Genomic DNA, 24,681 nt, shown 5'->3' with positions numbered 1-24,681 from the left:
CGGCGCCAATGATTTTACCAAAAGAAGATTTCTACTTGGATGATAGCGATGTTTTACTGGGTGAACTATTAGAAGTCCCGTTTTACATGAACAAAGATCAGTTTGAATATTGGAAACACACTTATTTAACAATTGATGTGACGGAGGGTAGAGGATCTAGTTTTTCATTGGAGATACCTTTGGGAGTCCGTTTTATTGTGCATTCAAAACTATTAGAGTGATATTTATGACAATAGTTGATTTATATATGCATTTAGATGCTAAAAATATGTTGTTAGTAGAAAAAATATGTCAAATTAATATGTAAGACCTAGTTTGGTTTCGAAAAATGTAAACGGTTGAATTAATGAGTAATTATCATATAAAGAATTTAGAAGAATATTATCAAGTTTATAGAAAGTCAGTAAGAAATCCAGAGTTATTTTGGGAAGAAGTGGCAGAAGAACATTTCGTATGGAAAAAAACATGGGACAAGGTTTTGAATTATGATTTTTCAAAGCCTGAAGTAAAGTGGTTTGAAGGAGCAGAATTAAATATTACTGAAAATTGTATTGATCGTCATTTGGCGACTCGTGGTGATAAAACGGCTATTTTATTTGAACCTAATAATCCAGATGAAGAAGCCGAGAAAATTAGTTATACGGAATTACACAAAAGAGTAAATCAGTTTGCAAATGTTTTAAAAGACAATGGAATTAAAAAAGGTGATAGAGTTTGTATTTATTTACCAATGATTCCTGAATTAGCTATTTCTTTATTAGCATGTGCAAGAATAGGGGCTATACATTCTGTTGTTTTTGCAGGATTCTCATCTTCAGCATTAGGAACAAGAATAAATGATTGTGAGGCGAAAATGGTCATTACTTCAGATGGATCATTTAGAGGAGTAAAAACTATTGATTTAAAGGGGATTGTAGATGAAGCGTTAGAGGATTGTACAACCGTTGAAACGGTGTTGGTAGCTAAAAGAATTCATTCCGATATTCCAATGAAAGAAGGAAGAGATCAATGGTTACAGCCATTATTAGATAAAGCATCTGAAGAATGTGAGGCAGAAGTAATGAAGGCAGAAGATCCTTTATTTATCTTATACACTTCAGGTTCTACAGGAAGCCCTAAAGGAATGCTTCATACAACAGCTGGTTATATGGTGTATACAGCTTACACTTTTAAAAATGTGTTCAATTACCGAGAAAATGATGTGTATTGGTGTACGGCAGACATCGGTTGGATTACAGGACATAGTTATATAGTATATGGACCTTTAGCTAATGGAGCTACGACTGTTATGTTTGAAGGAGTACCAAGTTATCCTGATTTTGGACGTTTTTGGCAAATTGTTGAAAAGCATAAGGTATCACAGTTTTATACTGCTCCAACGGCAATTAGAGCTTTAGCAAAAGAAAATTTAGAATATGTAGATAAATATGATTTATCATCAATTAAAGTATTAGGAACAGTTGGAGAGCCTATTAATGAAGAGGCGTGGCATTGGTATAATGACAACGTAGGAAAGAAGAAAAATCCAATCGTTGATACTTGGTGGCAAACGGAAACAGGAGGAATGATGATTTCACCGATTCCTTATGCGACACCTACAAAACCAACCTATGCTACTTTACCATTACCAGGAGTTCAGCTCGCCTTAATGGACGAGCAAGGAAATGAAATTCACGGAAATCAGGTTGATGGACGTTTATGTGTAAAATTTCCATGGCCGTCAATGGCAAGAACTATTTGGGGAAATCATCAGAGATATAAGGATACGTATTTTTCTGCATTTTCTGACAAGTATTTCACAGGAGATGGAGCATTACGTGATGAGGTAGGTTATTATCGAATTACAGGTAGAGTAGATGACGTAATTATTGTTTCTGGACACAATTTAGGAACAGCTCCAATTGAAGATGCTATTAATGAGCATCCAGCAGTTGCAGAAAGCGCTATTGTTGGTTTTCCACATGACATTAAAGGAAATGCTTTATATGGTTATGTAATTTTAAAGGAAACAGGAGAAGGAAGAGATCATAATAATCTACGAAAAGAAATAAACCAAATTATAACGGAACATATTGGCCCGATAGCCAAATTAGATAAAATTCAATTTACCGAGGGGTTGCCAAAAACTCGTTCTGGTAAAATTATGAGACGAATTTTGCGAAAAATAGCGCATAATGAGTTAGATAACCTAGGAGATGTATCTACTTTGTTAAACCCTGAAGTAGTTCAGAGTATTATTGACAAAAGATTGAGCAGCGAGTTGGTTAGCTAAAATAAATAGGGAACTATTTACATTTTTGATTAAGATGCCCTCGAACCTTACCAGTTCGAGGGTTTTTTATATTCAACAGCTTTAATAGCTTATTATAAATCTCTTAAGAAATAATATTAAGGTAGTTTTAAAGTATATCTCGAGCAATTAGCTCATCATATATATCTTTTGTTCCATAGCCAACGATATTTACCTGCTTTTTATGACTTAAAGCATCTGTAAACATTTGAGCAATACAGTTTACTGCACGTGTATCAATTTCATTTACATCGTTGATGTTAAGAGTAACATTAGATTGCTTTTTTAAAAAATTATTGACTTTTTTCTCAACTTTTTTGAAGTTCGTTACGTTTAAGTCGCCTTTTAAATAAAAAAGGTCGTCGCTTTTTGTAATTTTTAGGGGCATTGTATAAATGTTTAAGGTTACTTAAAACTATTTATAAAGAATAAGGATTTAATGTTTTTTAGTTTAATGTTCCCGTAAATTCGTTAAAATACCAATTACTGTAGTTAATCAGTTTCTGCTTCTACTTCTGTTTCAAAAAAGCTAAATACACTACCACCATATCGCTTTTCATAGCTGTATTTTGGGTGATTTGATAATTTGGTATGTTTTGAATGTTCAATAATTAATACTCCTTCTTCATTAAGTAAGTTTCTTTCAAAAACAAGATCGGCAATTTTTATAAACTCTTCTTCTTTGAAGTCATAAGGTGGATCAGCAAAGATTAAATCCGTTTTTAATGGTGTTTTTTCTAAAAATTTATATACATCACTCTTGTATGTAGAAATATTCAAATCGAGTTCTTTTGATGTTTCATTGATGAATCTAACACATCCATAATGAGCGTCGATAGAATATATTTCTTGGGTTCCTCGTGAAGCAAACTCAAAACTTATGTTTCCTGTACCAGCAAATAAATCCATTACAGAAATACTATCGAAGTAATACAGATTATTAATAATATTAAATAAAGATTCTTTAGCCATATCAGTAGTCGGTCGAACAGGCAGTTTTTTTGGGGCTGAAAATCTTTTTCCTTTATGTTTTCCAGAAATAATACGCATTATGAAAGTAATAGATAGGTTGAGTGATTAGAAAGCTCATCATTGTTATTAAAAAAAACGGTTGAACTTTCTATAAAATTAATATTTCTTACAAAATTGTAAGTAATTTGATATAAATCTGATGTCTCTTCAATATTTCCGAGCAAGGTAAGGTTAAATAACTCGGGATCTAAGTGCAGTTGCTCAGCAACAAATAAAATGTAGTAAATAAAATCTTCTTTTGTTTCAAACAAAAAAGAATTATACAGTACTAACTGTTTATTATGAACAACTAAAATATCCATTTGAGAAACACCTACATAAACAAACATCTCTTTTTCTACTGATTTTGAATATGGAAGTAGTTTGTTTATTAAGATGGAGGCATGGTGTTGATATTCGAACTCTCCAAAATTTTGAAAAATAAAATTATTGATATTCACATAAGGAATATAAACATTATGAGCTTCAATAGCCTCAAGATTATCATATGTTAAAAAATCGGTAGATAATGTTTTTACCGAAAAGTTTAAATAAGGCTTTAAATTGTTTCGATCAAAACATTCACTAGGAACAATAGTGGCTAAACTATTCTGATGAATAGCGAAAACATTGGTGAAATCTTGTTGTAATTCTGGATCGTTTCCAAAGATAAACATGATTTTTTCTAGCAATAACTCCGGAGAAGCCACTGTTTTCTCAAAAGAATATTCAGTATAGTTTAATACTTCTTTAGACTCCGAATTTCGAATACAAAAAGAAAATCCATCCAAACTGAATTGGATGGATAGACTTTTATGTGGCGCTATTGCGCTAATTTTTTTACTTCTTTTTTGCAAGTGCATCAGCTTTGTCGTAAGAAGGAGGCCAGTTTCCTCCTGTTGTTACATCTCCTAAAGATCCAACAGAAACGTGAGTTCCTTTAATTTGGTCGGCTTCTTTTGCTTCAAGTTCTTGTTTAATTAAAGAACGAGACAACCCTTTTAAGATAGGCTCTTTACTTACTTTGGCTTCAAAAACTGGTACGTTTAATCCTTGTACTTTTTCAACAGTTCCAGTAGCTAATTCAAATTCAGCATCAGTACCAGGTACTTTAAACATGTTTGAGTAGTCTTTACCTTCAAAGTATTTCTTTACTGGCTCATACCCAATAGTATCAATAACCTTTTCAGAAATTTCTTTAGTAATTCCACCACCTAATTCAATTACTTTAGGCTGGTTTCTTGTTTTAGTTAAAACTAATTGCCCATTTTCAATAAAGTTGATAAGAGTATCTTTGTTATTGGTATATTGTCCGTGAACTTCGTTATATTTTATTTCAGCGTCGCGTATTAATTTTAAATTCTTAATAACTTTAGCGTAGCGAACCTTTTTCTCCTTGGCAAAATTAATAGGCTCCATAATTCCGTTATAAATCTTGAAAACCAAGAAAACAGCAAGTGCTAATAATACAACAGATACTAACCATCTTAATTTTAGTGGTACAAACTTAACAATCACGATTGCCAGTAAAACTGCCACAACAACCGCTGCTAAAATCAATAATAAATTCATTTTATTTCTAGTTTTTTAATATATGATATTCGCAAATCTACAATTTTTTTTTAATGATGAAAATTTTTAACTATAAATAGATTTATCTTTGAAAATTATTTGAATTTATGATAGCATCAGCACACAAATTTTATACTGAAATACTTAAAAAATTTCCATACGAGCCAACTTACAGACAAAATGAGTTATTAAATGAGTTGACCAACTTTATTTTTGAAGACAATAATCGTGCCTTATTTGTTTTAAAGGGGTATGCAGGTACTGGAAAAACAACAACAATTAGTACTGTAGTAAATAATTTGTGGAGAGCAGGAAAGAAAGCTGTTTTATTAGCTCCAACTGGACGAGCAGCCAAGGTAATTTCTGGATACTCTGGGAAACAGGCGTTTACAATACATAAGAAGATATATTTTCCTAAAAAACAAGGTAGTGGTGGAGTAAGTTTTGTAATGCAACCTAATAAACATACCAATACTATTTTTATTGTTGATGAAGCTTCAATGATTTCGGATGAAAAGCAAAATTCTAAATTGTTCGAGAACGGTTCGTTATTAGATGATTTAATTTCTTACGTCTATTCAGGAAAAAACTGCAAAATCGTTTTTATTGGAGATACGGCTCAGCTACCACCAGTAAAGTTAAACGTAAGTCCTGCTTTAGAGGCAGATAAACTTTCTTTTGAATTCAATAAAGAAATTACTGAAATTGAATTGAATGAAGTTGTTCGTCAACAAGGAGATTCAGGAATATTGTTTAACGCAACAGATTTAAGATTACTTATACAAAATGATGCTGTTGATTTTAAGTTTGATACTGATTTCCCTGACATTGTTCGATTACAAGACGGATATGATATTCAAGATGCGATAACTTCTGCCTATGATGGAGATATTGGGGTGGAAGATACAGCTATTATTGTTCGTTCAAACAAAAGAGCAAATCAATATAACCAACAAATAAGAACCAAAATTAGAGGACAGGAAAGTGAAATTTCTACTGGAGATTATGTTATGGTTGTTAAAAACAACTATTTCTGGTTAAAAGATTCATCTTCTGCTGGTTTTATAGCCAATGGTGATATATGTGAAGTTTTAAGAATTCGTAATATTAAAGAGTTATATGGATTCAAATTTGCTGAAGTTGAAGTTCGAATGATTGATTATCCTGATATGCAACCTTTTGAAACGGTATTGTTACTTGATACCTTAACAAGCGAGAGCCCTTCACTAACATATGAAGAATCAAATCGGTTATATGAAGCGGTAAAAGAAGATTTCGCTCATGAAAAATCGAAATACAAGCAGTTTATGGGGGTGAAAAAGAATAAATACTTCAATGCCTTACAGGTTAAGTTTTCATATGCTATGACTTGTCATAAATCTCAAGGGGGGCAATGGAAAACCATTTTTATAGAACAACCTTATTTACCAGACGGTCCAAATGTTGAATATTTACGTTGGCTGTATACAGCGGTAACTCGTGCTCAAGAAAAGTTGTATTTAATAGGCTTTAAAGACGAGTATTTTGTGAACAATTAGCCGATAAATGGCGTTCAACTTATTATATAAAAAATCAATACATCTCACCGATTATTAAATTGTTTTCACCGATTTAATGTTTTGAATGTGACTTATTTACGGAAATTGCGTCATAATAGTAGAAACCTCTTGAAACTATTAAGATAAAATTAAGTAAAAGAATTAGAACATTTTATCATGAAGAAACTAACATTTTTAATCGCCCTATTAATCGCTCAACAGATTGTTGCCCAAGAACACTGTACATCTCCTAAAGATGAGATCAACGACCCAAATTCAATTTCATTAAGTAAATGTGAAGTTGATAAAGAAGATAATGAAAAAGTAGAAGCTACAAAAGAGTTTCCATTAAGAACGAGATATTTAAAAAGAAGAAGAAACTCTAGAAGAGCGGATATTGTAGCGAATATAATTGAAAGCGAAAAAAGCGTTGAAAACTTAGAGTTAGCTAATATTAAAAAGAATATAAACAATGTTGTTAATTCAAAGACTGAAGAAAAAGTGGTTTCTTTTTCTGAAGTAGAAACCTTACCAGCGTTTGAGTCTTGTAAAGAAGGAAACATTGATGGAGAACTTTGTTTTAACTACGAAATACAACAACATATTAACGCCAATTTTTCATACCCAGAAGAGGCATTAGAAAATAAAATTGAAGGTATTGTTTTAGTTAGTTTTGTTATCGATAATAATGGTAATGTAACAGATCTTACAACAATTGCACCTCAAAATACTGAAATATTGAAAAAAGAAGCTATTAGAATCGTATCATTACTTCCAAAGTTTGTCCCAGGAAAACATAAGGGTAAGGAAGTAGGAGTAGCTTATAGCTTTCCAATGGAATTTAAGATTCATTAAAATACTTTTGCGTGAATAAATCCTTCCCCTAAATAAACACATGATAACTCCTTGTTTAATCAAGGAGTTTTTTTGTTGTATCATTTAACTAATTTAAAAAGGGATCTATGAAAATTTACTTTTTCTATAATTTAAATGTTAGCGTTTTGTTAATTTGATGGAATGCCGAAACAAAAAACTTATTTTTGTTAGCAATCAAAACCTTAAAAATGAACAAAAAAGTAACCATTTTTCTTTCATTTTTATTGATGACTTCATCAATAATAGCCCAAAAACAACAAAAACTAACTTCAAACCAGATTTATGAAAAAATTCAAAAGTTAAATTTTTTAGGGTCGGCTTTGTATATAGCAGCGCACCCAGATGACGAAAATACACGTTTAATAGCCTATTTGGCAAACCATGATAAAGCAAGAACAGGATATTTGTCTTTAACAAGGGGAGATGGAGGACAGAATTTAATTGGACCTGAAATTAGAGAATTGTTAGGGGTAATCAGAACACAAGAACTTCTTGCAGCAAGAAATGTTGATGGAGGTGAGCAACTTTTTTCAAGAGCGAATGATTTTGGATATTCAAAACACCCAGATGAAACTTTGGAAATATGGGATAAGGATAAAGTATTGGCAGATGTTGTTTGGACTATTAGAACGTTTAAACCTGATGTAATTATAAACAGGTTCGATCATAGAACACCAGGAACAACTCATGGTCATCATACAACTTCAGCTATGTTAAGTGTAGAAGCATTTGATTTAGCAAATGATCCATCGAAATATTCAGATCAATTGAATTATACGAAGACTTGGCAACCAAATAGATTGTTTTTTAATACCTCATGGTGGTTTTATGGAAGTCGTGATAATTTCGCTAAAGCTGATAAGTCGAAAATGTTGAAGTTCGATATTGGAACTTATTACCCTTTAAAAGGATTATCAAACAATGAATTAGCTTCAATTGCAAGTAGTCAGCACTTATGCCAAGGATTTGGAAGATTGACAACTAGAGGTAGTCAAGAAGAGTATGTAGAGTTTTTGAAAGGTGATTTTCCAACAAGTAAAGAGGATATTTTTTCAGGGATTAATACTACTTGGAGTCGTGTAAAAGGAGGTAAAGAAATTGGAGATATTTTAAACAAAGTTGAAAACGAATTTGATTTTATAAATCCATCAAAACATTTACCAGAACTAATGAAGGCTTACAAATTGGTTCAAGGGTTAAAAGATGAGCATTGGAAAGGAATAAAGTCAAAAGAACTTAAAGCCATTATAAAAGCTTGTGCAGGTTTGTATTTAGAAGCTTCTGCATCAAGTTCAAGTGCTACACCAAATAGTACGGTAAAAGTGAATTTTGAAACTCTAAATAGAAGTAATACTCCAATAGAGTTGGTATCTATGGAAGTTCAACCTCAAGAAAGACTTCTATTGAAAAATTTGAAATTGAACTCAAATAAAAAAGAGAATTTTTCGGAAACTCTAAATATCGGAAATATGAAATATTCTGCCCCTTATTGGTTAGATCAACCTTGGGGATTAGGAATGTATAAAGTGGCAGATCAAACCGAAATTGGAAATCCTGAGAGTAAAAGACCTTTCAATGTCAAATACAACCTTTCAATTAATGGAGAGAGCATTTCATTTGTAAAGCCTATTGTTTACAGATATTCTCAGAGAGATAAAGGAGAAATTTATGAGCCTTTTGAAATCGTACCTCAGGTATCAACAAAACTAACCGATAAAGTATTGATTTTCTCAAAAGGAGATGCACAAAAAGTTAGTGTTGAAGTAAAGGCAGGAGCAGACAACTCAAATGGAATTGTAAAAATTCAAGCTCCAAAGGGATGGAAGGTGAGTCCAGCAGAAATTTCTTTTTCAATAGAACAAAAGGGAGATGTTCGAATGACCGATTTTATGGTTACCCCTACATCAAATGAATCAGAAGGTTATATTAATGCAATTGCTGTAGTAAATGGAAAAACGTATGATAAGGAATTGGTAGAAATAAATTATGACCACATACCAAAACAAACTGTTTTACTTCCATCAAGAGCAAAAGTAGTTCGTTTAAATATTAAAAAGGAAGGTTCTCATATAGGTTATATTCAGGGTTCAGGTGATGCCGTACCAGAAAGCTTAAAGCAAATTGGCTATAAGGTAACCGAAATTACTCCTAGTGAAATAAATGACAAAATTCTTTCTCAGTTCGATGCAGTTGTTGTTGGAATTAGAGCATATAACACCAAAAAGGAACTTCAGTTTAAACAAAAGTACTTGTTGGAGTATGTTAAAAATGGAGGGAACATGATTGTTCAATACAATACAAATCGTCGTGTTGATGTAAAGGCTCCATTTGAATTGAAATTATCTAGAGATAGAGTTACTGACGAGTATGCAAAAGTAACAATGTTAGCAAAAGATCACAGAGCTTTACAATATCCAAACAAAATAACAGATCAAGATTTTGAAGGATGGGTTCAGGAACGTGGATTGTATTTCCCAAATTCTTGGAGTAAGGAGTATGTGCCAATTTTATCAATGAATGATAAAGGAGAATCACCAAAAAAGGGGAGTCTTTTAATTGCAAAATATGGTAAAGGAAATTATGTATATACAGGAGTAAGTTTCTTTAGAGAACTTCCTGCAGGAGTTTCTGGAGCCTACAAATTATTTACAAATTTATTGTCTTTGTAAGACTTATTAATAAATAGAATAATATATCCCATGCTTGTATTAATCAGGCGTGGGATTTTTTTTAAACTTGTTGTTAATTCTATTTTCTTAATTTTTTTTATCCAATACGATTTTGAGAAAACTATCAAGAAAAGGATTGTCATTAGTTTTCCGATACGATAAGTTAACAGGTAACTCTTGAGCCTGTTCTTTTGTAGGAGAAATAAATTTAACTCCCGAAATATTATACTTCGCAAAGTTTTTTCCCGTAAATGTAATACCAGTTCCTAAAGAAACTAGATTAATTTTTTTCCACATAGATTCAACATGTTGAACAATTTTTGGAGAAAAACCGAACGAATAACACCTTGCTAGAAAAGTTTCGTACCATATAGGGTCAACCAATCTAGGAAACAAAATAAAGTTTTCATCTTTTAAATTACCCAAACATATTGATTCGTTTTTAGAAAACTTATTACTTTCAGGAATGGCATATAAAACATGGTCATGTTCAATAACTACACTCTCAATTCTTGTATCTAATCCAAAACCATAAGTGATTCCTATATCAGTTTTGTTACTTAAAATTTTTTCTTTCACATTGTATGTCCCCTCTGTTTCACTTATAATTAGTTTTACTTTAGGGTATTTCGTTCTAAAGCTATCGATGCATTTCTGCATACATTCAGATATTCCGAAAAAAGTAAAGTCAATACGTAAAGTACCAATAGTATCTTCATCAAACAATCTTAAAGAATCAGTAGCTTCCTCTAGTTTTAAAAGGACTTCTCGAGCCTTTTCTAAAAAAATAGAGCCTTCATAGGTAAGTGAAATTTTTTTCTTTTCTCTTTTAAATAGTGTTACTCTTAATTCACTTTCTAAACTTTTAATAATTCTGGTTAAAGGAGGTTGAGAAATGCACAATCTTTCCGAAGCTTTCCTGAAACTAAGCTCTTCGGCAACAACAATAAAACTTTTAATCTGCTTAATGCTAACCATATACTAAATATAGCAAAAAGATCAAAAAAAGTATCAAGTGATATAATATTAGAAATGAAAGAGATAACGATCAACGATCATAATAATGATATTTGATAGAAGTTCTACAGCTTCATCCAAATTTTAAACTTAAATCCGCAAATCATGAAACTACGAATAGTAACCTTTGGACTGATTTTATTTAGTTATACTGCATTCTCACAATGGACAGGAACTGATCCTGTGATTCAAAGTGGAGCAGCCAAAATAAACAAAAACCTAACCATTGGAAACCAGTTATTTGGTATTGCTCCAGTAGGCGTTCCGTCGCCAATAGTATTGCCAGAAAGAAAATTGAACATATTTCGAAAGCATATAGGAGGACTCGCTTATCCTTTAGGAGCACCCTTGTCTAGTTACACTACTGGTTTAAAAATAGTTCATAATGTAACAGCTTTTGGACCTAGTCCAGAACAAAATTATAATTGGGAAATCGCTGCATCTAATCGCCATCTCTTTTTTCACTATGGAAACGATAATCGCACTTTATTAACTATGAAATCTAATGGAAGAATTGGTGTAGGAGTTATAAACCCTGATGCCACCTTACAAGTAAAGAATAATAACGGCACAGGTCTGGATTCTCACTTAGAGGGGTTTACTTTAATGGATGGGAATCAAGCATCTTTACTTCTAGGAGCTGAAACTAATGCACCTTATGGTGAATGGGGAATTGAATACAACCAAGGAGCTCAGGGACTGAATTTCTGGAAGCCAGCTGGAGCTAGTACTGGGCATGGTAATTATTATATGTTCATTAAAAATAATGGAAAAGTAAGTATTGGTCTTGATCCATTGGAACCATCTACCTATAACGGTAATTATAAGCTTTATGTGGCTGATGGTATTATGACAGAAAGAGTTAAAGTAGCATTGCGTGATTCAAGTGACTGGGCCGATTACGTATTCGAGGAAAATTATGACTTAAAACCTCTTTCTTATGTAAAATCGTTTATTGAAAAGAACAAGCATTTACCTGGTGTTCCGAGCGCTGAGGAAGTTGTTGAAAAAGGAATTGATCTTGGTAAAATGGACGCTCTTCTTCTACAAAAAATAGAAGAACTAACCTTATATATTATTGAGTTAGAGAGTAAGATAGAGAAACAAAATCAAGCAAAGAATAAAAAATGTAGTCATGAATAAGGTTTTTATATCCATAGTTCTTGTGTTGGGTTTGATCATTCCTTTCGAATGTTTATCCCAAAGAAAAGGAAAATCTTTTAGTGATGAGATAGAGGCTGCCGATTACATTTTTGGTCAGCTAAACCCTTCTTATTTTGATGGTGTATTGTTAAATAGATCTTTTGACAAGAGTCCGATTACAATGGAGCAAATCAAAGGAAAGTATGATCAGACTTTTACATCAAATGATTTTCTAGATGTTTTCTCAAATATTTCAGTCTCCTCTTTGAATTCGAAAAAAACTTCGAACATACAAGGTGTTACGAATGATATTTTAGATTTTTTTAAAAATCAAACAGATGAAGATGAGCTGGTTCAGCCCTTTGGGCTGATTTTAAACAATGCTAGTTTTATTGATGAGCAAACAGGAGAAACAAAATTTAGAGATAAATCAGGGCGATTGGTTCCAAACTTTGAGAGTCGATCATTATATAAGAAAGTATTACTTAAAGCGGCAGGAGTTATTGAGTTATATCCTGATAATGGATATGAGGTAGGTCAGTTGAAATACGATTCAAAATTTATAAATACGAGCAAAGACATTAGTATTAAAAGCATTGAAATAAATCTTAACGATGGTAAGGGGTTTCAAATGTTTGGGAAACGTAATCCTAGTTTATCATATAATAGAACAGTCGATTATTCGAAAGCAATAGCAAGAGTATCGTATGAATTAAATGGTCAACATTTTACCGACAACATTAAATTTTACATTACCACAAAAAGCAATGAATCTGTTAGATATGAAAACAGAGGAAGCGATGGGCCTTGGGATGAAATTTGGCGAAATGTGAATCCCATACCTTTTAATGGACTTAAGTTTAGAGTAGGTATTAAATATGGTTGTGGTAATAATGGTAAGATTAGAAGACCAATTATTATATCACCACCTTACAGACCTCTAATTCAACCCTTTTCCATGAAAAAATATTGGAATCAATTTAATGTTGGAGGGTTATTTGATAAATATGTAAACTTGGGTTATGACATTATATTCATAAGGCAAAATTTTGGTTTTTTATCCCTGCAGAAAACGGGTGCTGAGTTAGCTGAATTTATCAAATACATCAATAATCTCAAAAAAACGAATTATCCGAATGAGGATTGGGAAAATATTTTAATGGGGTATAGTATGGGAGGACAAAATGCGCGCTATGCCTTACTTAAATTAGAAAAAGAACATATGGAAGCAGGAGGGGAACATCATCATACAAGGTTATACATTCCTTTTGATTCACCTCATCATGGAGCCAATATTCCACTATTCGCTCAGGCTACTTATAAAACATTCGCTAATACGAATATTGTAGCTAGTATCGCTTATAGTAGTTTGATTGACCCAGCATCGACTGACATGGGACTTTATAGTATTAATAGTTATACTGATTTACCTGGAACTAATATTTTTAGAAAAGAACGAATACCGCATCCTCATTCAAATGCAATCGATTATCAAAATGAAATTGTAAGTGATTTTAATCACCATTATTCGAACACAGGAGACACTCGAAAGACTTTTCCAGCTTTTACGAGAAATGTAGCGGTGTCAACAGGAAGCTATAAAGACGATTATGAAGATAAATGGAATTTATACCCAGGGAAACTTCTCTTCTCTCAAAATGCTCCAGGTATAACACCTTATGGAGTAGGAGTGGTAAATAGAGATATAAATGCGTCTTATTACTCAACTAGCTCTCCTAGGCGTATTTTCAGAAGGCGAGATTTTTATCTGGCAGTATTTATTCCTCTTTATATTAGAAAGGAATATCATATGCAAAACGCTTATGAATGGGATTTGGCGCAAGGAGGGTATAAAACACTTTTTTATGATGGAGCAGCAGGTGGAGCTACAACCATTTTAAGATTAGGGGCTTTTGGATTTGGTACAAAGCATTATAAGGATGAAATGTCGTTTTTACCATTGGTATCTTCTTTGGCTATAAACCCTACAATTTGGCAAAACAATAACATCAAATATAATTTACAGGCAAATGATTTGTTTATCGCAGGTCTTACTCCAAGTGGATCCAATATTGTAACCAACAATTTTGGATATCCGAACTTAGGGCATCCTTCGGATCATTTTAAGATTACACCTTTTGAAGCTATTTATGCTGATATTCATAGTTGGGATCATATTGTAATGAAAAAAACAGTGGAAGATTATGGCAGCGTAACCAGTGCAGATTTTAACCCACTTGTTGATTTTCTAGTTAATGAGGTGGAGGCAGAAGAAGTTGCTCTTCAAAATAAAGTTATTGGAGAAAACCATACACTCTCATCAAATTACCGTTATAAAGCATGGTATAAAGGGTGGAAAAAGGTTTCATTTGGAAGTAATATTACATACAAAACAGATCCTGGTGATTATATCATTAAAAAAACTGGTGATATAACATCGTTTTCTGGAGGAGCTGTTACTTTGGAACCAGGATTTAGCGTTGAACCTGGTGGTACTTTTCTAGCGTATATAGATCAGAAGCGTAGAGATAATTCAGCATGGTATGATTGTTATTATTATGGACCAAGGAATGGAGAGCAAACATCAACAGCTACTGATAGTAATTTGGATGATTTAGAAAATAGCATAGAGACAGATACCCCCGATAAATTGACTGAAAATAAATTGTTGGTATTTCCCAATCCCAATTCGGGTAAATTTACTTTGCAAGTTAATAAAACCAGTAATGGAGGTCGTTTGGAGATATTCAGTTTAGATGGTCGATTGGTGTTCCGTCAACAAATCTTAAAAACTAAAACGAATGTATTAGCAGATCTAAAACCGGGCTTATATGGAATTGTGTACTATCCTAATGATACAAATGAGGAGGTACAAACAACAAAGCTGGTTGTAGATTAAAATCAACACATCAAGAGTGCTCTTTCGCGCTCTTGATGTGTTATCTTTATTTTTCTACTTCATTTTTAAGTTTACTGTTGAATTCATTCTCACACATTACAAATGGGTTTTATATATTTAATGAAGCTACTTTTTTTCGATATCTTTCTTCAAGCATATTCGCAAAAGTGTTTTTATCGGTTCTTAAAATCTCCATAGCTTCATTATCAATTAATGTAGGGTTTAATTCTCTTAAGTTATCATCACCCCATGCCGCCAATTCTACAATTAAAGGTATTAGTGCTAGTCCTTTATCGGTTAGTAGGTAGAGATTCGTTTTTTTATTATGAGGTAATTTGGTTTTCTTTATAATAGCAAATTCTTCAAGCACTTTTAATTTTGTTGATAATATATTGGTAGCTATGGCCTCATCACTTTCTGTAAAATCTTTAAATGTGTGTTTATTTTCAATCAAAATTTGTTTTATAATAACAAGCATCCATTTATCACCGAGTATATCTAAAGTAGAAGTTATGGGGCAATTGCATCGAAATTTAGTGTCCATGATTAAAAAGTTTTATTATTACTTGCAAAATGAAAGTAATTATGTATTTTTACTTGCAAAACAAAAGTAATAATAATTAGGGAAATCATATCATGAAAAAAAAGGTTTTGTTGACGGGAATATCTGGGTTTGTAGGGCAACATTGTGCTGTTGAATTATTAAAACAAGGATATAAAGTAAAAGGATCGGTAAGAAATTTATCAAAAGAGCAAGAGGTTAGGAGGGGACTGGCAGAGGTTATTGATGTAAAAGATAATCTTGAATTTTGTAAACTCGATTTATTAAATGATACAGGATGGGAACAAGCAATGAGAGATTGTGATTATGTATTACACGTGGCATCTCCTTTTGTTATAGCACAGCCAAAGGATGAAAATGAATTAATAAAACCTGCGGTTGATGGAACATTAAGAGCGTTGAAGTTTGCTCAGAAAACAGGAGTGAAGAAAGTTGTATTAACATCTTCGACAGTTGCAATGGCGGGAGACAAAAAAGTTAATCATTTACATGAGAATAGTTGGACTAACGCTAAAAAAGATAAAGTATCAGCTTATATTAAAAGTAAAACAATGGCTGAAAAGGCCGCTTGGGATTTTTATAATAATCAAACAGGTCCGAATAAAATTCAACTTACAGTAGTAAATCCTGGACCTATTTACGGACCAACACTCACAGGAAATTTATCAGGAGCTTCGATGGAACTGATAAAAAAGGTAATAACGGGAAAAATGCCAATGCTACCAAACAGTAATTATGTAATGTCAGATGTTCGAGATATTGCAAAAATTCATGTTGCAGCTTTAGAAAACTTGAAATCCGAAGGAAGAAGATTTATCGTTTCATCAGCCAAACCTTATTCGTTTGTTGGAGTTGCAAAAATTTTAAAGGATAATGGTTTTAAGAAGGCAAGTCCGAAAAGAGCACCAAGTCTAATGGTAAAATTTATGAGCCTTTTTGATAGTGAAATGAAAGGAATGTTACCATTTGTTGATGTTTTGGTTAGTGCAGATATTTCACCTGCAATGGAAATTTTTAAATGGAAACCAATTCCATTCGAAAAAACGATTATAGATACCGCGGTTTCAATAGAAAAAAATCTTTAAACCAATATAAGAGTTCATGATCGGAAAATTATATTTCCGATTATGGACTCTTTGTTTTAAATAAATTTATAGAAACCGTAGCTAAATCAGAATTTGGAAACTTTTTAAAAGCTTTCTCATCGGGCAACAGACCAATTGACTCCATAGCTTCCATATATTCATCCAATTCAATGATATACTGATCGGAATATCCATGAGTGGCGTCATAAGCTGTGGCAGCTGTTTTTCCAAGGTTTTGAGATACTAGTTTAGGATCTGAAGTATGAAGTTCAATTAGTAAAAGACCAAATTTATCAATATAAGGTTTCCATTTAGTAAAATGTTGTTTCAACGATTCTATAACTAAATTATTATCGAGTCGCTTTCCACGATACGCATAAGCACCGGTAGATTTTGACAAAGACATATTTTTTGAAATAGACGGTTCTTCCCAAATTCTATTATGATCTAAAAAGGTTCGCACATTTAGTAAATCTGAAAGATTGATACCATATTTTTCTTCTAAGTCATTCGATAGCGCTTCAGGATTTCCAATATCGCCCCAAATCACCTTTGCCCAAATGTCTGCTTGTACTAAATTCTTTCGAGTTATTTTTAAGGCAGCTTCATTGTAATCTACACCAATTAATAAGAGCGGGTGTTCTTCTAATTGCTGTCCTCTATTGGTTCTGTTTTCAATTAAATTGAAAAGATGTTTCAAAAAAGCACCGTTTCCACAGCCAACATCTAAAATTCCTTTAGGTTGTTCATCAATCGGTCCGTTAAACAAATCGATAATAATCTCATCTATAACTCTAAAATAAGCGGCATGCGCCCCACCACTTCCCCAAACATTCATCTCTCTATCTACATGAATTTCTTGATTGCCAATCCCTTCTGTTCTAAAAATACTTGGATTACCAAAAATTAATTTATCAAGTTTTCGAAGTGTAGGTATATACGATACAGTAACACCATATGCACTCGCTCGTTTGGCAAAAAACAGTCCTTTATCAGTAAATTCATAAGATTCATTGTTTTTTGTAAACCAACCCAGTTTACTAAGAATATCTAATAGACGTCCAAAACTCTCAGGATCTTTATGAAACTCTTCTGCTTTAAATTTTGTTTGCATAAAGTATTTATGAAACATACCACTCATTCCAAGTAAAACAATTGTTGGTCCGACAATAATGCCTTCAATATGCTGAAGTACTTGTGATAGAATAGTTTTCTCTTTTGAGTTTTCTTTTACGGAAACATTAAAGTTTTTAGTGAAATTTTTAAATAGGTTTTCTAATTTATAAAAAGGTTCTTTTTCGAATTTTCTTGAACTGTAATTTTCGGAATATTTCAATAACTCGAAGGCTTCTTTATAAATGTAAAAATAGTTGAAAGCAATTTCTGAGGTTTTATTGCAAGTATATGTAACAATATTAGTTGTGTTATCAACTTCTTGATGCAACCATCCTTGCGAACATAGTGTTCTTAGAGCAACATTTAAATAACCATCATTCGCTTTGAATTTTTCAGCTAATTCAGATAAAGTTGCTTTCTTATTTTCTAAAAGATACTTGGTAATTCCTTTATCGAAAAGCACAAATGCAGAAGGGCAAGTTACGATTCCATCTAAATGTCTAAATAATTGATTTCTGAGGTGAGATTTTTCTTGTTTGGTTAGCATGCAAATATTCTTTTCTTAAATATAATCAATTGAAATTGAATTATAAAAAGAATAAAAGAGATGTGGATGTGAATTTAGAACAAAATAAAAGGCCTACTCAAAATAGCAAGCCTTTGACTATGTTTAATAGCCATCCAAGGTATATTGTAATATTTTATGTTTTTACTTTCTCGATGAGTTAAATATAGTTAATAACTAACTGATAACGTGTAACATTTGTTACAGAAGCTTTTTATTTCTTGTAAGGTAGATATGATATTGTTGTCATGTAACTTAGAGTGTTTGATAACATGTTACGTAGTGTGCAAGGATATGAATTTGTAGTAAGTTAATTTACCAATTAGCTCTGTATTTTTTTAATATTGGTAGATTGCAACCTATGTAAATGTTTCTTTTTAGTGACCTCGGTCTGTCCAATGAGGTTTACTTTATGTTTCATCTATCTGTTATCAATCGATTAATATCGAGTAAAATTCGTATGTGGTGTAGTGTAAGTAATTAGTGATAAACGCAGTAGTAAGCCCTATTTCTTGACATAGCAATTAAGTATTTTATGTAGAATCACGTAGTTTTTAGCGTTTGGTAAATGTTTCTTTTTAGGGACCTCGGTCTATCCAATGAGGTTTACTTTATGTTTCATTTTTTGCTATCAATTATGATATCTAGTTAAATGTCTATTTCGAAATAAATAAGAACTTTTCGTTTACATTAATTATGACACACTTTTTTTTCATAGGTCACATATTTGTAAAAAAATGCTATTTAAATTATTTAAATCAAAAAATATGCCAAATAAAATATGTGAATTAATAAATTTCGAGACATTCTTTTAATAGTTATGCACTCGTAATTTGAGGGGATAATGAGCGTAGTTTTCATTTAGGTTTTGTTAATTTCGCCCGTTCTTATTGAAGATGAATTTTATGAAAAAGACTACAATAAAAGATATAAATAGAATTACTGATATTTTAACAGATGCCTTTAAAGAAAATAAATCCATTATAAATGTTACAAGAAAAGGGAAAAAGCAAGATACTCGAATTAGAAAATTAATGAGATTTTTCTCTTTAAACACTTTTTGTAATGGAGATGTGTTTATTACAGATGATGCTAATGGGTGTTTATTAATGCTAACCAATGGAGAAGAAAGAAAAAAAAATGTGTCAGAAAAATTGCATTTATTGATTTGGAAGATAAATTTATTTTTCAATATTCTAGGAATTAACAATGTTAGGAATGTTTTACAACGTGAAAAAGCAATTAGTAAAAATCACCCAGAAGGTAAGTACCTTCATTTATATTATGTAGGAGTTTTTAAAAAAGATCAAGGAAAAGGTATAGGAACAAAGTTGATAAATCAGGTAATGAATTATTATGACAAAGATTATACAATATACTTAGAGACTTCTGATAAAAGGAATATACCACTTTATGAAAAACTTGGATTTAAGGTTGTAAACATACATGATGAATTAGAGATAACGCTTTACATTTTAAAAAAAGAAAGTAAATGTTAGATTTTGAGGTAATTGTTTACAGTAAATTCAATTGGTTAGATTTTTTGGGTTGATTGAGATTATTTAAAAAGGTTTCGGCGTTATCAAAATGCTTTGCACGTTTTTCAGAGTCCATTTTACCTAAATTTGCAATTAACATTTTAAGTCGCGGGTTTTTAGAAAGGAAAATTCTGTTTTTATCCATAAACCTCCAGAATAATCCATCCCAAATATTTTGCCAATCACCATTTGGATAATTACTCATTTTCTTTATATAATTACTACTACTGATATAAGGTTTCGTAGACATTAATCCTCCATCGGCAAACAAACTCATGCCATATACATTTGGTACCATAACCCAATCGTAACTATCAATAAAAAACTCCATAAACCATTTATATACCTCATCCGGGTCAAATTCACAAAGGAGCATAAAGTTTCCAAGAATCATTAAGCGTTCTATGTGATGAGCATAACTAGTAGATTTTAGTTTTATGATAGTAGTATCCACTGGTAAAATGCCTGTGGTTCCATCATAAAATGACGCTGGAATTTTTCGATTATGCTTCCAAAAGTTTTTGGTTCTTTCTTCAGTGCCTTTAACCTCATAAATTCCACGTATAAATTCACGCCAGCCTAAAATTTGCCTTACAAAGCCTTCTAAAGAGTTAATCGGTATGTTATTTGCTTCGGAATAACTAATCGAACTTTTAATAACATGTTCTGGACTTAATAGTCCAACATTAATTAGAGGTGATAAAACACTATGATTTAAAAAGTGATTATTGGAAACTATAGCATCTTCATAAATACCAAATTCATGAAATCTTGATTCAAAGAAATCGGTTAACCAAACTTCGGCTTCTTCAAAGGTTGTTGGATAAATTGGGACCTCTTTAAGTGTACCTAAGTTTTTTGAAAAGTGTAATTGAACATATTCTTTTGCTTCCTCATAATATAAACTTGTCTTCGGAAATGAAATAGAAGGAGGGACTTTTCCTTTTGGATATTTCTTGCGATTTTCGGTATCATAGGTCCATTTTCCACCTACTGGTTTCTCATTTTCCATGAGAATATTCCTTTTTATTCGTTGTTCTTTGTAAAACGAGGTTTGAAAGAACTTCTTTTTGGTTGGCTTAAAGAAAGGTGATAACTCATTTTTATTATTTATAAATAGGGGGGAACCCTGAATGCTTATGTTAATTTTATCTTTAAAACTTGTAATTCTTTTTTCGAGCCAATTATCTGTAGGATCGATTAGATGTAGTTTCTCTAAACCTTGTTGAATAAGTTTTTCTAAAAGTATTCTTACATCACTTTCTTCATGTATTGCTTCTATATAATTAACGTCGAATCCTTGTTGTTTTAAGTAGTTTTCATAATACTTCATAGTAGCTCTATGGAAGGCCAATTTTTGTTTATGAAAATTATATTGGTTGAAGAATAAAGATTCTTCAATTAGATAGATTGTATACTTCGAATTATAGATTTCTGTGTTCTTAAAGATTTGGTGAGGAAAAACAAAGGTTACCTGTTTCATTGGGGAATTGTATTGAGTTATTTAAAATAAGGAAGATTGTAGCCAAGTTCTGCGGTAAGTTCCTTTGGTGTCATATCGTTCAGCTTGCAATTGCACATTGAACTTTCTATCTCTAGGATCGTTGCCAACACCAGCTACATATTGCCAGTTTCCATAATTACTATGCACATCATAATCAAGAAGCATACTTTCAAAATAGGCAGCACCAATACGCCAATCTAGTAAAAGTTTTTTAGCGAAAAAAGAAGCTACATTTTGTCTCCCTCTGTTACTCATCCATCCCGTTTTCTTAAGTTCTAACATATTGGCATTAACAAAATCGTTGGAAGTTTGTCCATGAATCCAATTATAAATAAGGTTCTCATCTCGACTCCAAGTATATTCTACACGTTTAATTCCAGTAACTTTAAACAAACTGTTTTCATGTTTAAGAGATAAAAACTTGAAATAATCTCTCCAAATTAATTCAAATATCAACCAATAGGTAGACTGATTGCTTCCGAATTCATTTTCAAACTTTTTGACTTCCCAGTAAATTGTTTTTGCCGAAATACAACCATTGGCTAGCCAAGGTGAGAATTTCGAACTGTAATTGATCCCTAACAATCCGTTTCTTGTTTTTTTGTAGACTTGGAGTTTTTTAGTTTTATAAAAATAATCAAGCAAGCGGTTGTGTGCTTCGGTTTCACCTCCATTAAAAGGGAAGGCAGACTTTTGATGCTTTTCAAAATCTTCAAACCCTAGATCTTTCAAAGATGGAAGTTTAGTATCAACAGGAATCCAATTACTGGCTTCTTTAGGAATTACTGTTATTTCGGAGTGAATAGCAACATATTTTTCAATCTTTTTTCTAAAAACAGTAAAAACCTCAGGAGTATTACTAATCTTAAAATTTATCGTATCAGGATGGTACAAAAACTGATCATAATAACAGTTTGTAGTTATGGTTTTTGATAATTTCTGTTTTACGGAATTAAGTAGATTGTTTTCTTCTAGAGTAAACTCTTTTTGAAAGAATAGTGCTTCGGCTTGATGGAGTTCACAAAAGGTTGGAATTTTGTTTTCTGGTTGGTCAAAATAAGTAAATAGGGGGATATTTAACTTCTTTAGATTTTTTGAAAGGTTGCTAACGGACTCAATTAGAAATTGGGCTCGAAACTTTTCGATCTTTTTGAATCCAAATTGTGAGCTATTAAATAGATTTTTGTCAAAACAATAAACACCAATCACACTGGAATATTGAGAACAGGCTTCATACAGAGCTTTGTTATCTCTTACTCTCAGATTATTTGTAAACCATACAACTGCTGTTTTTTGTTGCATTATTCTTTCGTCTTTGATTTTGATATCAAAGATAAAATATTTTGTTTAACATTTATGTTGTATTATTAAACAAAATAAGTGGTAACATTTTTTAATCTATAGATGTTTGATTTCGTGAAGCACATCCATTAACTAGTAAATTTTTAGCTCATAATAATTTGAGGTAAGAGGACGAACTTACTTTTTGAAAATACAGAGTTTTTCGTCGGTAATGTTTGAACTATTTTTTTAAACTTATATAAAATGTTCTACGTATTGCTTCACCAGAAATAAACCAATTACCGTAGTTAAGATCGTCATATTTTTTTGTGAGCTTAGGGTTTTTAGTTACCTCTTCTTCAGTTCTTCCAGAACTGATTTCTGTAAGGATACTCGTTTTAATTTCCTCTAACATGGTTAAGTATTCTTTTAGTTCGGCTTTGGAAGAGAGGTTTCTATGACCAGGAATTATTTTGGTGTCATCGTCAATTATTAAAAGAGCTTTTTTAATAGCGTCAATATATCCTTGAGCACTTCCTCCTGAGTCTAGGTCTATATATGGGTATTTTCCTTGAAAATAAGTATCTCCCATGTGAAGAACGTTACTGTTTCCAAAATACACCATAGCATCGCCATCGGTGTGTGCATTGTGCACGTGAAAAGCATATATCGATTCCCCATTAAAATGAAAGTTGAGGTCTTTTGTAAAGGTTATTATGGGTAGAGCATCTTTTGGAGCAGCTTTTATTGTTCGATTACGTCTCTTTTGAAATTGATCAGTACTCATGCGTTTTCTTACATTTTCATGAGCTATAATTACCGCACCTTCTTTTTCCATGTTTTCATTACCTCCTGTATGATCGCCATGCCAATGGGTGTTTAATAAAAACTTAATTTCTTTTTCACTAACTGTTTTTATTGCTTTTAAAATTTTGGGAGTCAATCGTGCAAATTGATCGTCAATCATAAAAATACCGTCTTCGCCTGCTGAAATAGCAATGTTTCCTCCTTGTCCTACCAGCATATATACATTTTTAGAAACATGGTGTACTTTTATTTGGATTTCCTTTTGTTGCGAAAATATATGAAGATTAGTAGCTAAGAATATGATGGTAATAAGAAAAGATAAGAGCTTCATGATAATTGAGTTTGTGAATACTCTGTCGGAGGAAATTACAATTCCTTTCGAGGTGGAATGATGTTAATAAGCCCTATTATTTTCTCTATTGCCAATGTATTTAGCAAAATTCTCGCCCGTTTTACGATCTATTAAATGAAAAACTTTTAAGCTATCCGAAGTTATTCCAACGATAATGAGTTCATTTTTATGTGAAACCATTTTAACTTTTGCAATCGAAGGATCCATTTCATATCCATGGAAAAACGTAATCATTCTCAGTTTATAATTGTAACTTTCGTTTGTAAAGTATAATGAATCTTTTCCAATTGTATAAGGAAGCTCTTGACCGTATTGATTAATGAGTTCATTTGATTGTTTAAACGTTGGATAGAATCCTGAATAAGCCCCTTTTTGGTAACCAAATATTTTGGTGCAAAGCTTTATTGCAAGATTATTTGGAGTATGTAAAAGAGGTTCAATTCCCGTTACTAAACATCCGGAAGTAGAATTGTATACTCTATATTTCTTATCTAAGTTACCAAATCCTAAGAATGGATACCCAGTGGTTTTTAAATGGGCATTACCGTTAAAATAAAAATTTATACCAAAACAAAAGCTAAGAAAGGGAAGTATAGTCCAAGAAGATAATCCTATTAAATACCATTTTAGATTAGATTTTTTAATCCATAAAACAAAAAGAATTATTAGCCAAAAGGCAAAAGGTAAAAACCAGAAAAAAGGAATAATTATAAAAGATATCCATGATGATAGAAGAGCAATCCAAAATATTAAATGCTTCTTAAATGTCTTGGGTTTCATATGCAATACTTTTTATTCTAACGATTGTTGTAATGCCTTTATTGCTTATCAATTACGTTGGTGAAATATATTTTCA

19 protein-coding genes and 1 pseudogene (1 of these 20 only partly in view) are annotated in these 24,681 nt (G+C 31.9%); 9 read left to right on the top strand and 11 right to left on the bottom strand.

Going from position 1 to position 24,681, the window contains the following annotated elements; genetic code table 11:
- Positions 1 to 221 (top strand): annotated as a pseudogene (locus ACKTTV_RS14130) (DUF779 domain-containing protein); it begins 111 nt to the left of the window's first position.
- Between the two features lie 125 nt (positions 222 to 346).
- Positions 347 to 2,272, top strand: coding sequence for an acetate--CoA ligase (acs, locus tag ACKTTV_RS14125; RefSeq protein ID WP_408031495.1), 1,926 nt, complete (start codon positions 347 to 349; stop codon positions 2,270 to 2,272).
- A gap of 127 nt (positions 2,273 to 2,399) precedes the next feature.
- Here acs and ACKTTV_RS14120 read toward each other — a convergent pair whose 3' ends face one another.
- The 4 genes from ACKTTV_RS14120 to ACKTTV_RS14105 form a co-directional block, all read right to left on the bottom strand.
- Positions 2,400 to 2,678 carry an STAS domain-containing protein gene (locus tag ACKTTV_RS14120; RefSeq protein WP_408031494.1) on the bottom strand — a complete coding sequence of 93 codons (279 nt, stop codon included), beginning with the start codon at positions 2,676 to 2,678 and terminating at the stop codon, positions 2,400 to 2,402.
- A 104-nt stretch (positions 2,679 to 2,782) separates the two neighbouring features.
- Positions 2,783 to 3,340 carry an RsmD family RNA methyltransferase gene (locus tag ACKTTV_RS14115; RefSeq protein WP_408031493.1) on the bottom strand — a complete coding sequence of 186 codons (558 nt, stop codon included), beginning with the start codon at positions 3,338 to 3,340 and terminating at the stop codon, positions 2,783 to 2,785.
- Positions 3,340 to 4,164: a DUF3822 family protein gene (locus ACKTTV_RS14110; protein ID WP_408031492.1), complete on the bottom strand. Its 825-nt coding sequence runs from the start codon at positions 4,162 to 4,164 to the stop codon at positions 3,340 to 3,342. The genes ACKTTV_RS14115 and ACKTTV_RS14110 overlap by 1 nt, the downstream gene beginning before the upstream one ends.
- Positions 4,142 to 4,873 (bottom strand): hypothetical protein, encoded by a 732-nt coding sequence (locus ACKTTV_RS14105; protein ID WP_408031491.1) that lies wholly within the window; start codon positions 4,871 to 4,873, stop codon positions 4,142 to 4,144. Before ACKTTV_RS14105 ends, ACKTTV_RS14110 begins: the two co-directional genes overlap by 23 nt.
- A gap of 107 nt (positions 4,874 to 4,980) precedes the next feature.
- Between ACKTTV_RS14105 and ACKTTV_RS14100 the strand changes: the two genes are divergently transcribed.
- From ACKTTV_RS14100 to ACKTTV_RS14090, 3 genes are all read left to right on the top strand, one after another.
- Complete coding sequence (locus tag ACKTTV_RS14100; protein WP_408031490.1) at positions 4,981 to 6,411, top strand: ATP-dependent DNA helicase; 1,431 nt, start codon at positions 4,981 to 4,983, stop codon at positions 6,409 to 6,411.
- A 177-nt stretch (positions 6,412 to 6,588) separates the two neighbouring features.
- Positions 6,589 to 7,266: an energy transducer TonB gene (locus ACKTTV_RS14095; protein ID WP_408031489.1), complete on the top strand. Its 678-nt coding sequence runs from the start codon at positions 6,589 to 6,591 to the stop codon at positions 7,264 to 7,266.
- 209 nt (positions 7,267 to 7,475) lie between these two features.
- Positions 7,476 to 9,956 (top strand): PIG-L family deacetylase, encoded by a 2,481-nt coding sequence (locus tag ACKTTV_RS14090; RefSeq protein WP_408031488.1) that lies wholly within the window; start codon positions 7,476 to 7,478, stop codon positions 9,954 to 9,956.
- 87 nt (positions 9,957 to 10,043) lie between these two features.
- On the opposite strand, the gene ACKTTV_RS14085 is transcribed toward ACKTTV_RS14090, so the two are convergent.
- Complete coding sequence (locus tag ACKTTV_RS14085; RefSeq protein ID WP_408031487.1) at positions 10,044 to 10,934, bottom strand: LysR family transcriptional regulator; 891 nt, start codon at positions 10,932 to 10,934, stop codon at positions 10,044 to 10,046.
- A gap of 144 nt (positions 10,935 to 11,078) precedes the next feature.
- Between ACKTTV_RS14085 and ACKTTV_RS14080 the strand changes: the two genes are divergently transcribed.
- Both ACKTTV_RS14080 and ACKTTV_RS14075 read left to right on the top strand, forming a co-directional pair.
- Positions 11,079 to 12,116: a hypothetical protein gene (locus tag ACKTTV_RS14080; RefSeq protein WP_408031486.1), complete on the top strand. Its 1,038-nt coding sequence runs from the start codon at positions 11,079 to 11,081 to the stop codon at positions 12,114 to 12,116.
- Complete coding sequence (locus ACKTTV_RS14075; protein ID WP_408031485.1) at positions 12,109 to 15,015, top strand: T9SS type A sorting domain-containing protein; 2,907 nt, start codon at positions 12,109 to 12,111, stop codon at positions 15,013 to 15,015. Before ACKTTV_RS14080 ends, ACKTTV_RS14075 begins: the two co-directional genes overlap by 8 nt.
- A 109-nt stretch (positions 15,016 to 15,124) precedes the next feature.
- Here the strand turns inward: ACKTTV_RS14075 and ACKTTV_RS14070 are convergent, their stop codons facing one another.
- A complete protein-coding gene (locus ACKTTV_RS14070) occupies positions 15,125 to 15,559 on the bottom strand; it encodes a winged helix-turn-helix transcriptional regulator (protein WP_408031484.1) in 435 nt (144 codons plus the stop codon).
- A 92-nt stretch (positions 15,560 to 15,651) separates the two neighbouring features.
- Between ACKTTV_RS14070 and ACKTTV_RS14065 the strand changes: the two genes are divergently transcribed.
- Positions 15,652 to 16,662, top strand: a complete 1,011-nt coding sequence (locus tag ACKTTV_RS14065; protein ID WP_408031483.1) for an SDR family oxidoreductase — start codon at positions 15,652 to 15,654, stop codon at positions 16,660 to 16,662.
- Between the two features lie 40 nt (positions 16,663 to 16,702).
- Here the strand turns inward: ACKTTV_RS14065 and ACKTTV_RS14060 are convergent, their stop codons facing one another.
- The gene (locus ACKTTV_RS14060) at positions 16,703 to 18,325 is read right to left on the bottom strand and encodes a class I SAM-dependent methyltransferase (protein WP_408031482.1); all 1,623 of its coding nucleotides are present in this window, start codon (positions 18,323 to 18,325) and stop codon (positions 16,703 to 16,705) included.
- 923 nt (positions 18,326 to 19,248) lie between these two features.
- Here ACKTTV_RS14060 and ACKTTV_RS14055 point away from each other — a divergent pair.
- Positions 19,249 to 19,842: a GNAT family N-acetyltransferase gene (locus ACKTTV_RS14055; RefSeq protein WP_408031481.1), complete on the top strand. Its 594-nt coding sequence runs from the start codon at positions 19,249 to 19,251 to the stop codon at positions 19,840 to 19,842.
- 16 nt (positions 19,843 to 19,858) lie between these two features.
- Here the strand turns inward: ACKTTV_RS14055 and ACKTTV_RS14050 are convergent, their stop codons facing one another.
- The 4 genes from ACKTTV_RS14050 to ACKTTV_RS14035 all read right to left on the bottom strand — a co-directional run bounded on the left by ACKTTV_RS14050 (position 19,859) and on the right by ACKTTV_RS14035 (position 24,605).
- Positions 19,859 to 21,364, bottom strand: a complete 1,506-nt coding sequence (locus ACKTTV_RS14050) for a cryptochrome/photolyase family protein (protein WP_408031480.1) — start codon at positions 21,362 to 21,364, stop codon at positions 19,859 to 19,861.
- Positions 21,365 to 21,385: 21 nt separating this feature from the next.
- On the bottom strand, positions 21,386 to 22,687 hold the full coding sequence (locus ACKTTV_RS14045; protein WP_408031479.1) for a DASH family cryptochrome: 1,302 nt from the start codon (positions 22,685 to 22,687) through the stop codon (positions 21,386 to 21,388).
- Between the two features lie 220 nt (positions 22,688 to 22,907).
- The gene (locus tag ACKTTV_RS14040; RefSeq protein ID WP_408031478.1) at positions 22,908 to 23,804 is read right to left on the bottom strand and encodes an MBL fold metallo-hydrolase; all 897 of its coding nucleotides are present in this window, start codon (positions 23,802 to 23,804) and stop codon (positions 22,908 to 22,910) included.
- 63 nt (positions 23,805 to 23,867) lie between these two features.
- Positions 23,868 to 24,605: a hypothetical protein gene (locus ACKTTV_RS14035; RefSeq protein ID WP_408031477.1), complete on the bottom strand. Its 738-nt coding sequence runs from the start codon at positions 24,603 to 24,605 to the stop codon at positions 23,868 to 23,870.
- Positions 24,606 to 24,681 lie beyond the last annotated feature (76 nt).

This window comes from Tenacibaculum xiamenense, from assembly GCF_964513065.1.
Classification (GTDB): domain Bacteria; phylum Bacteroidota; class Bacteroidia; order Flavobacteriales; family Flavobacteriaceae; genus Polaribacter; species Polaribacter xiamenense.
This window is presented reverse-complemented; position numbering and strand designations above follow the sequence as displayed.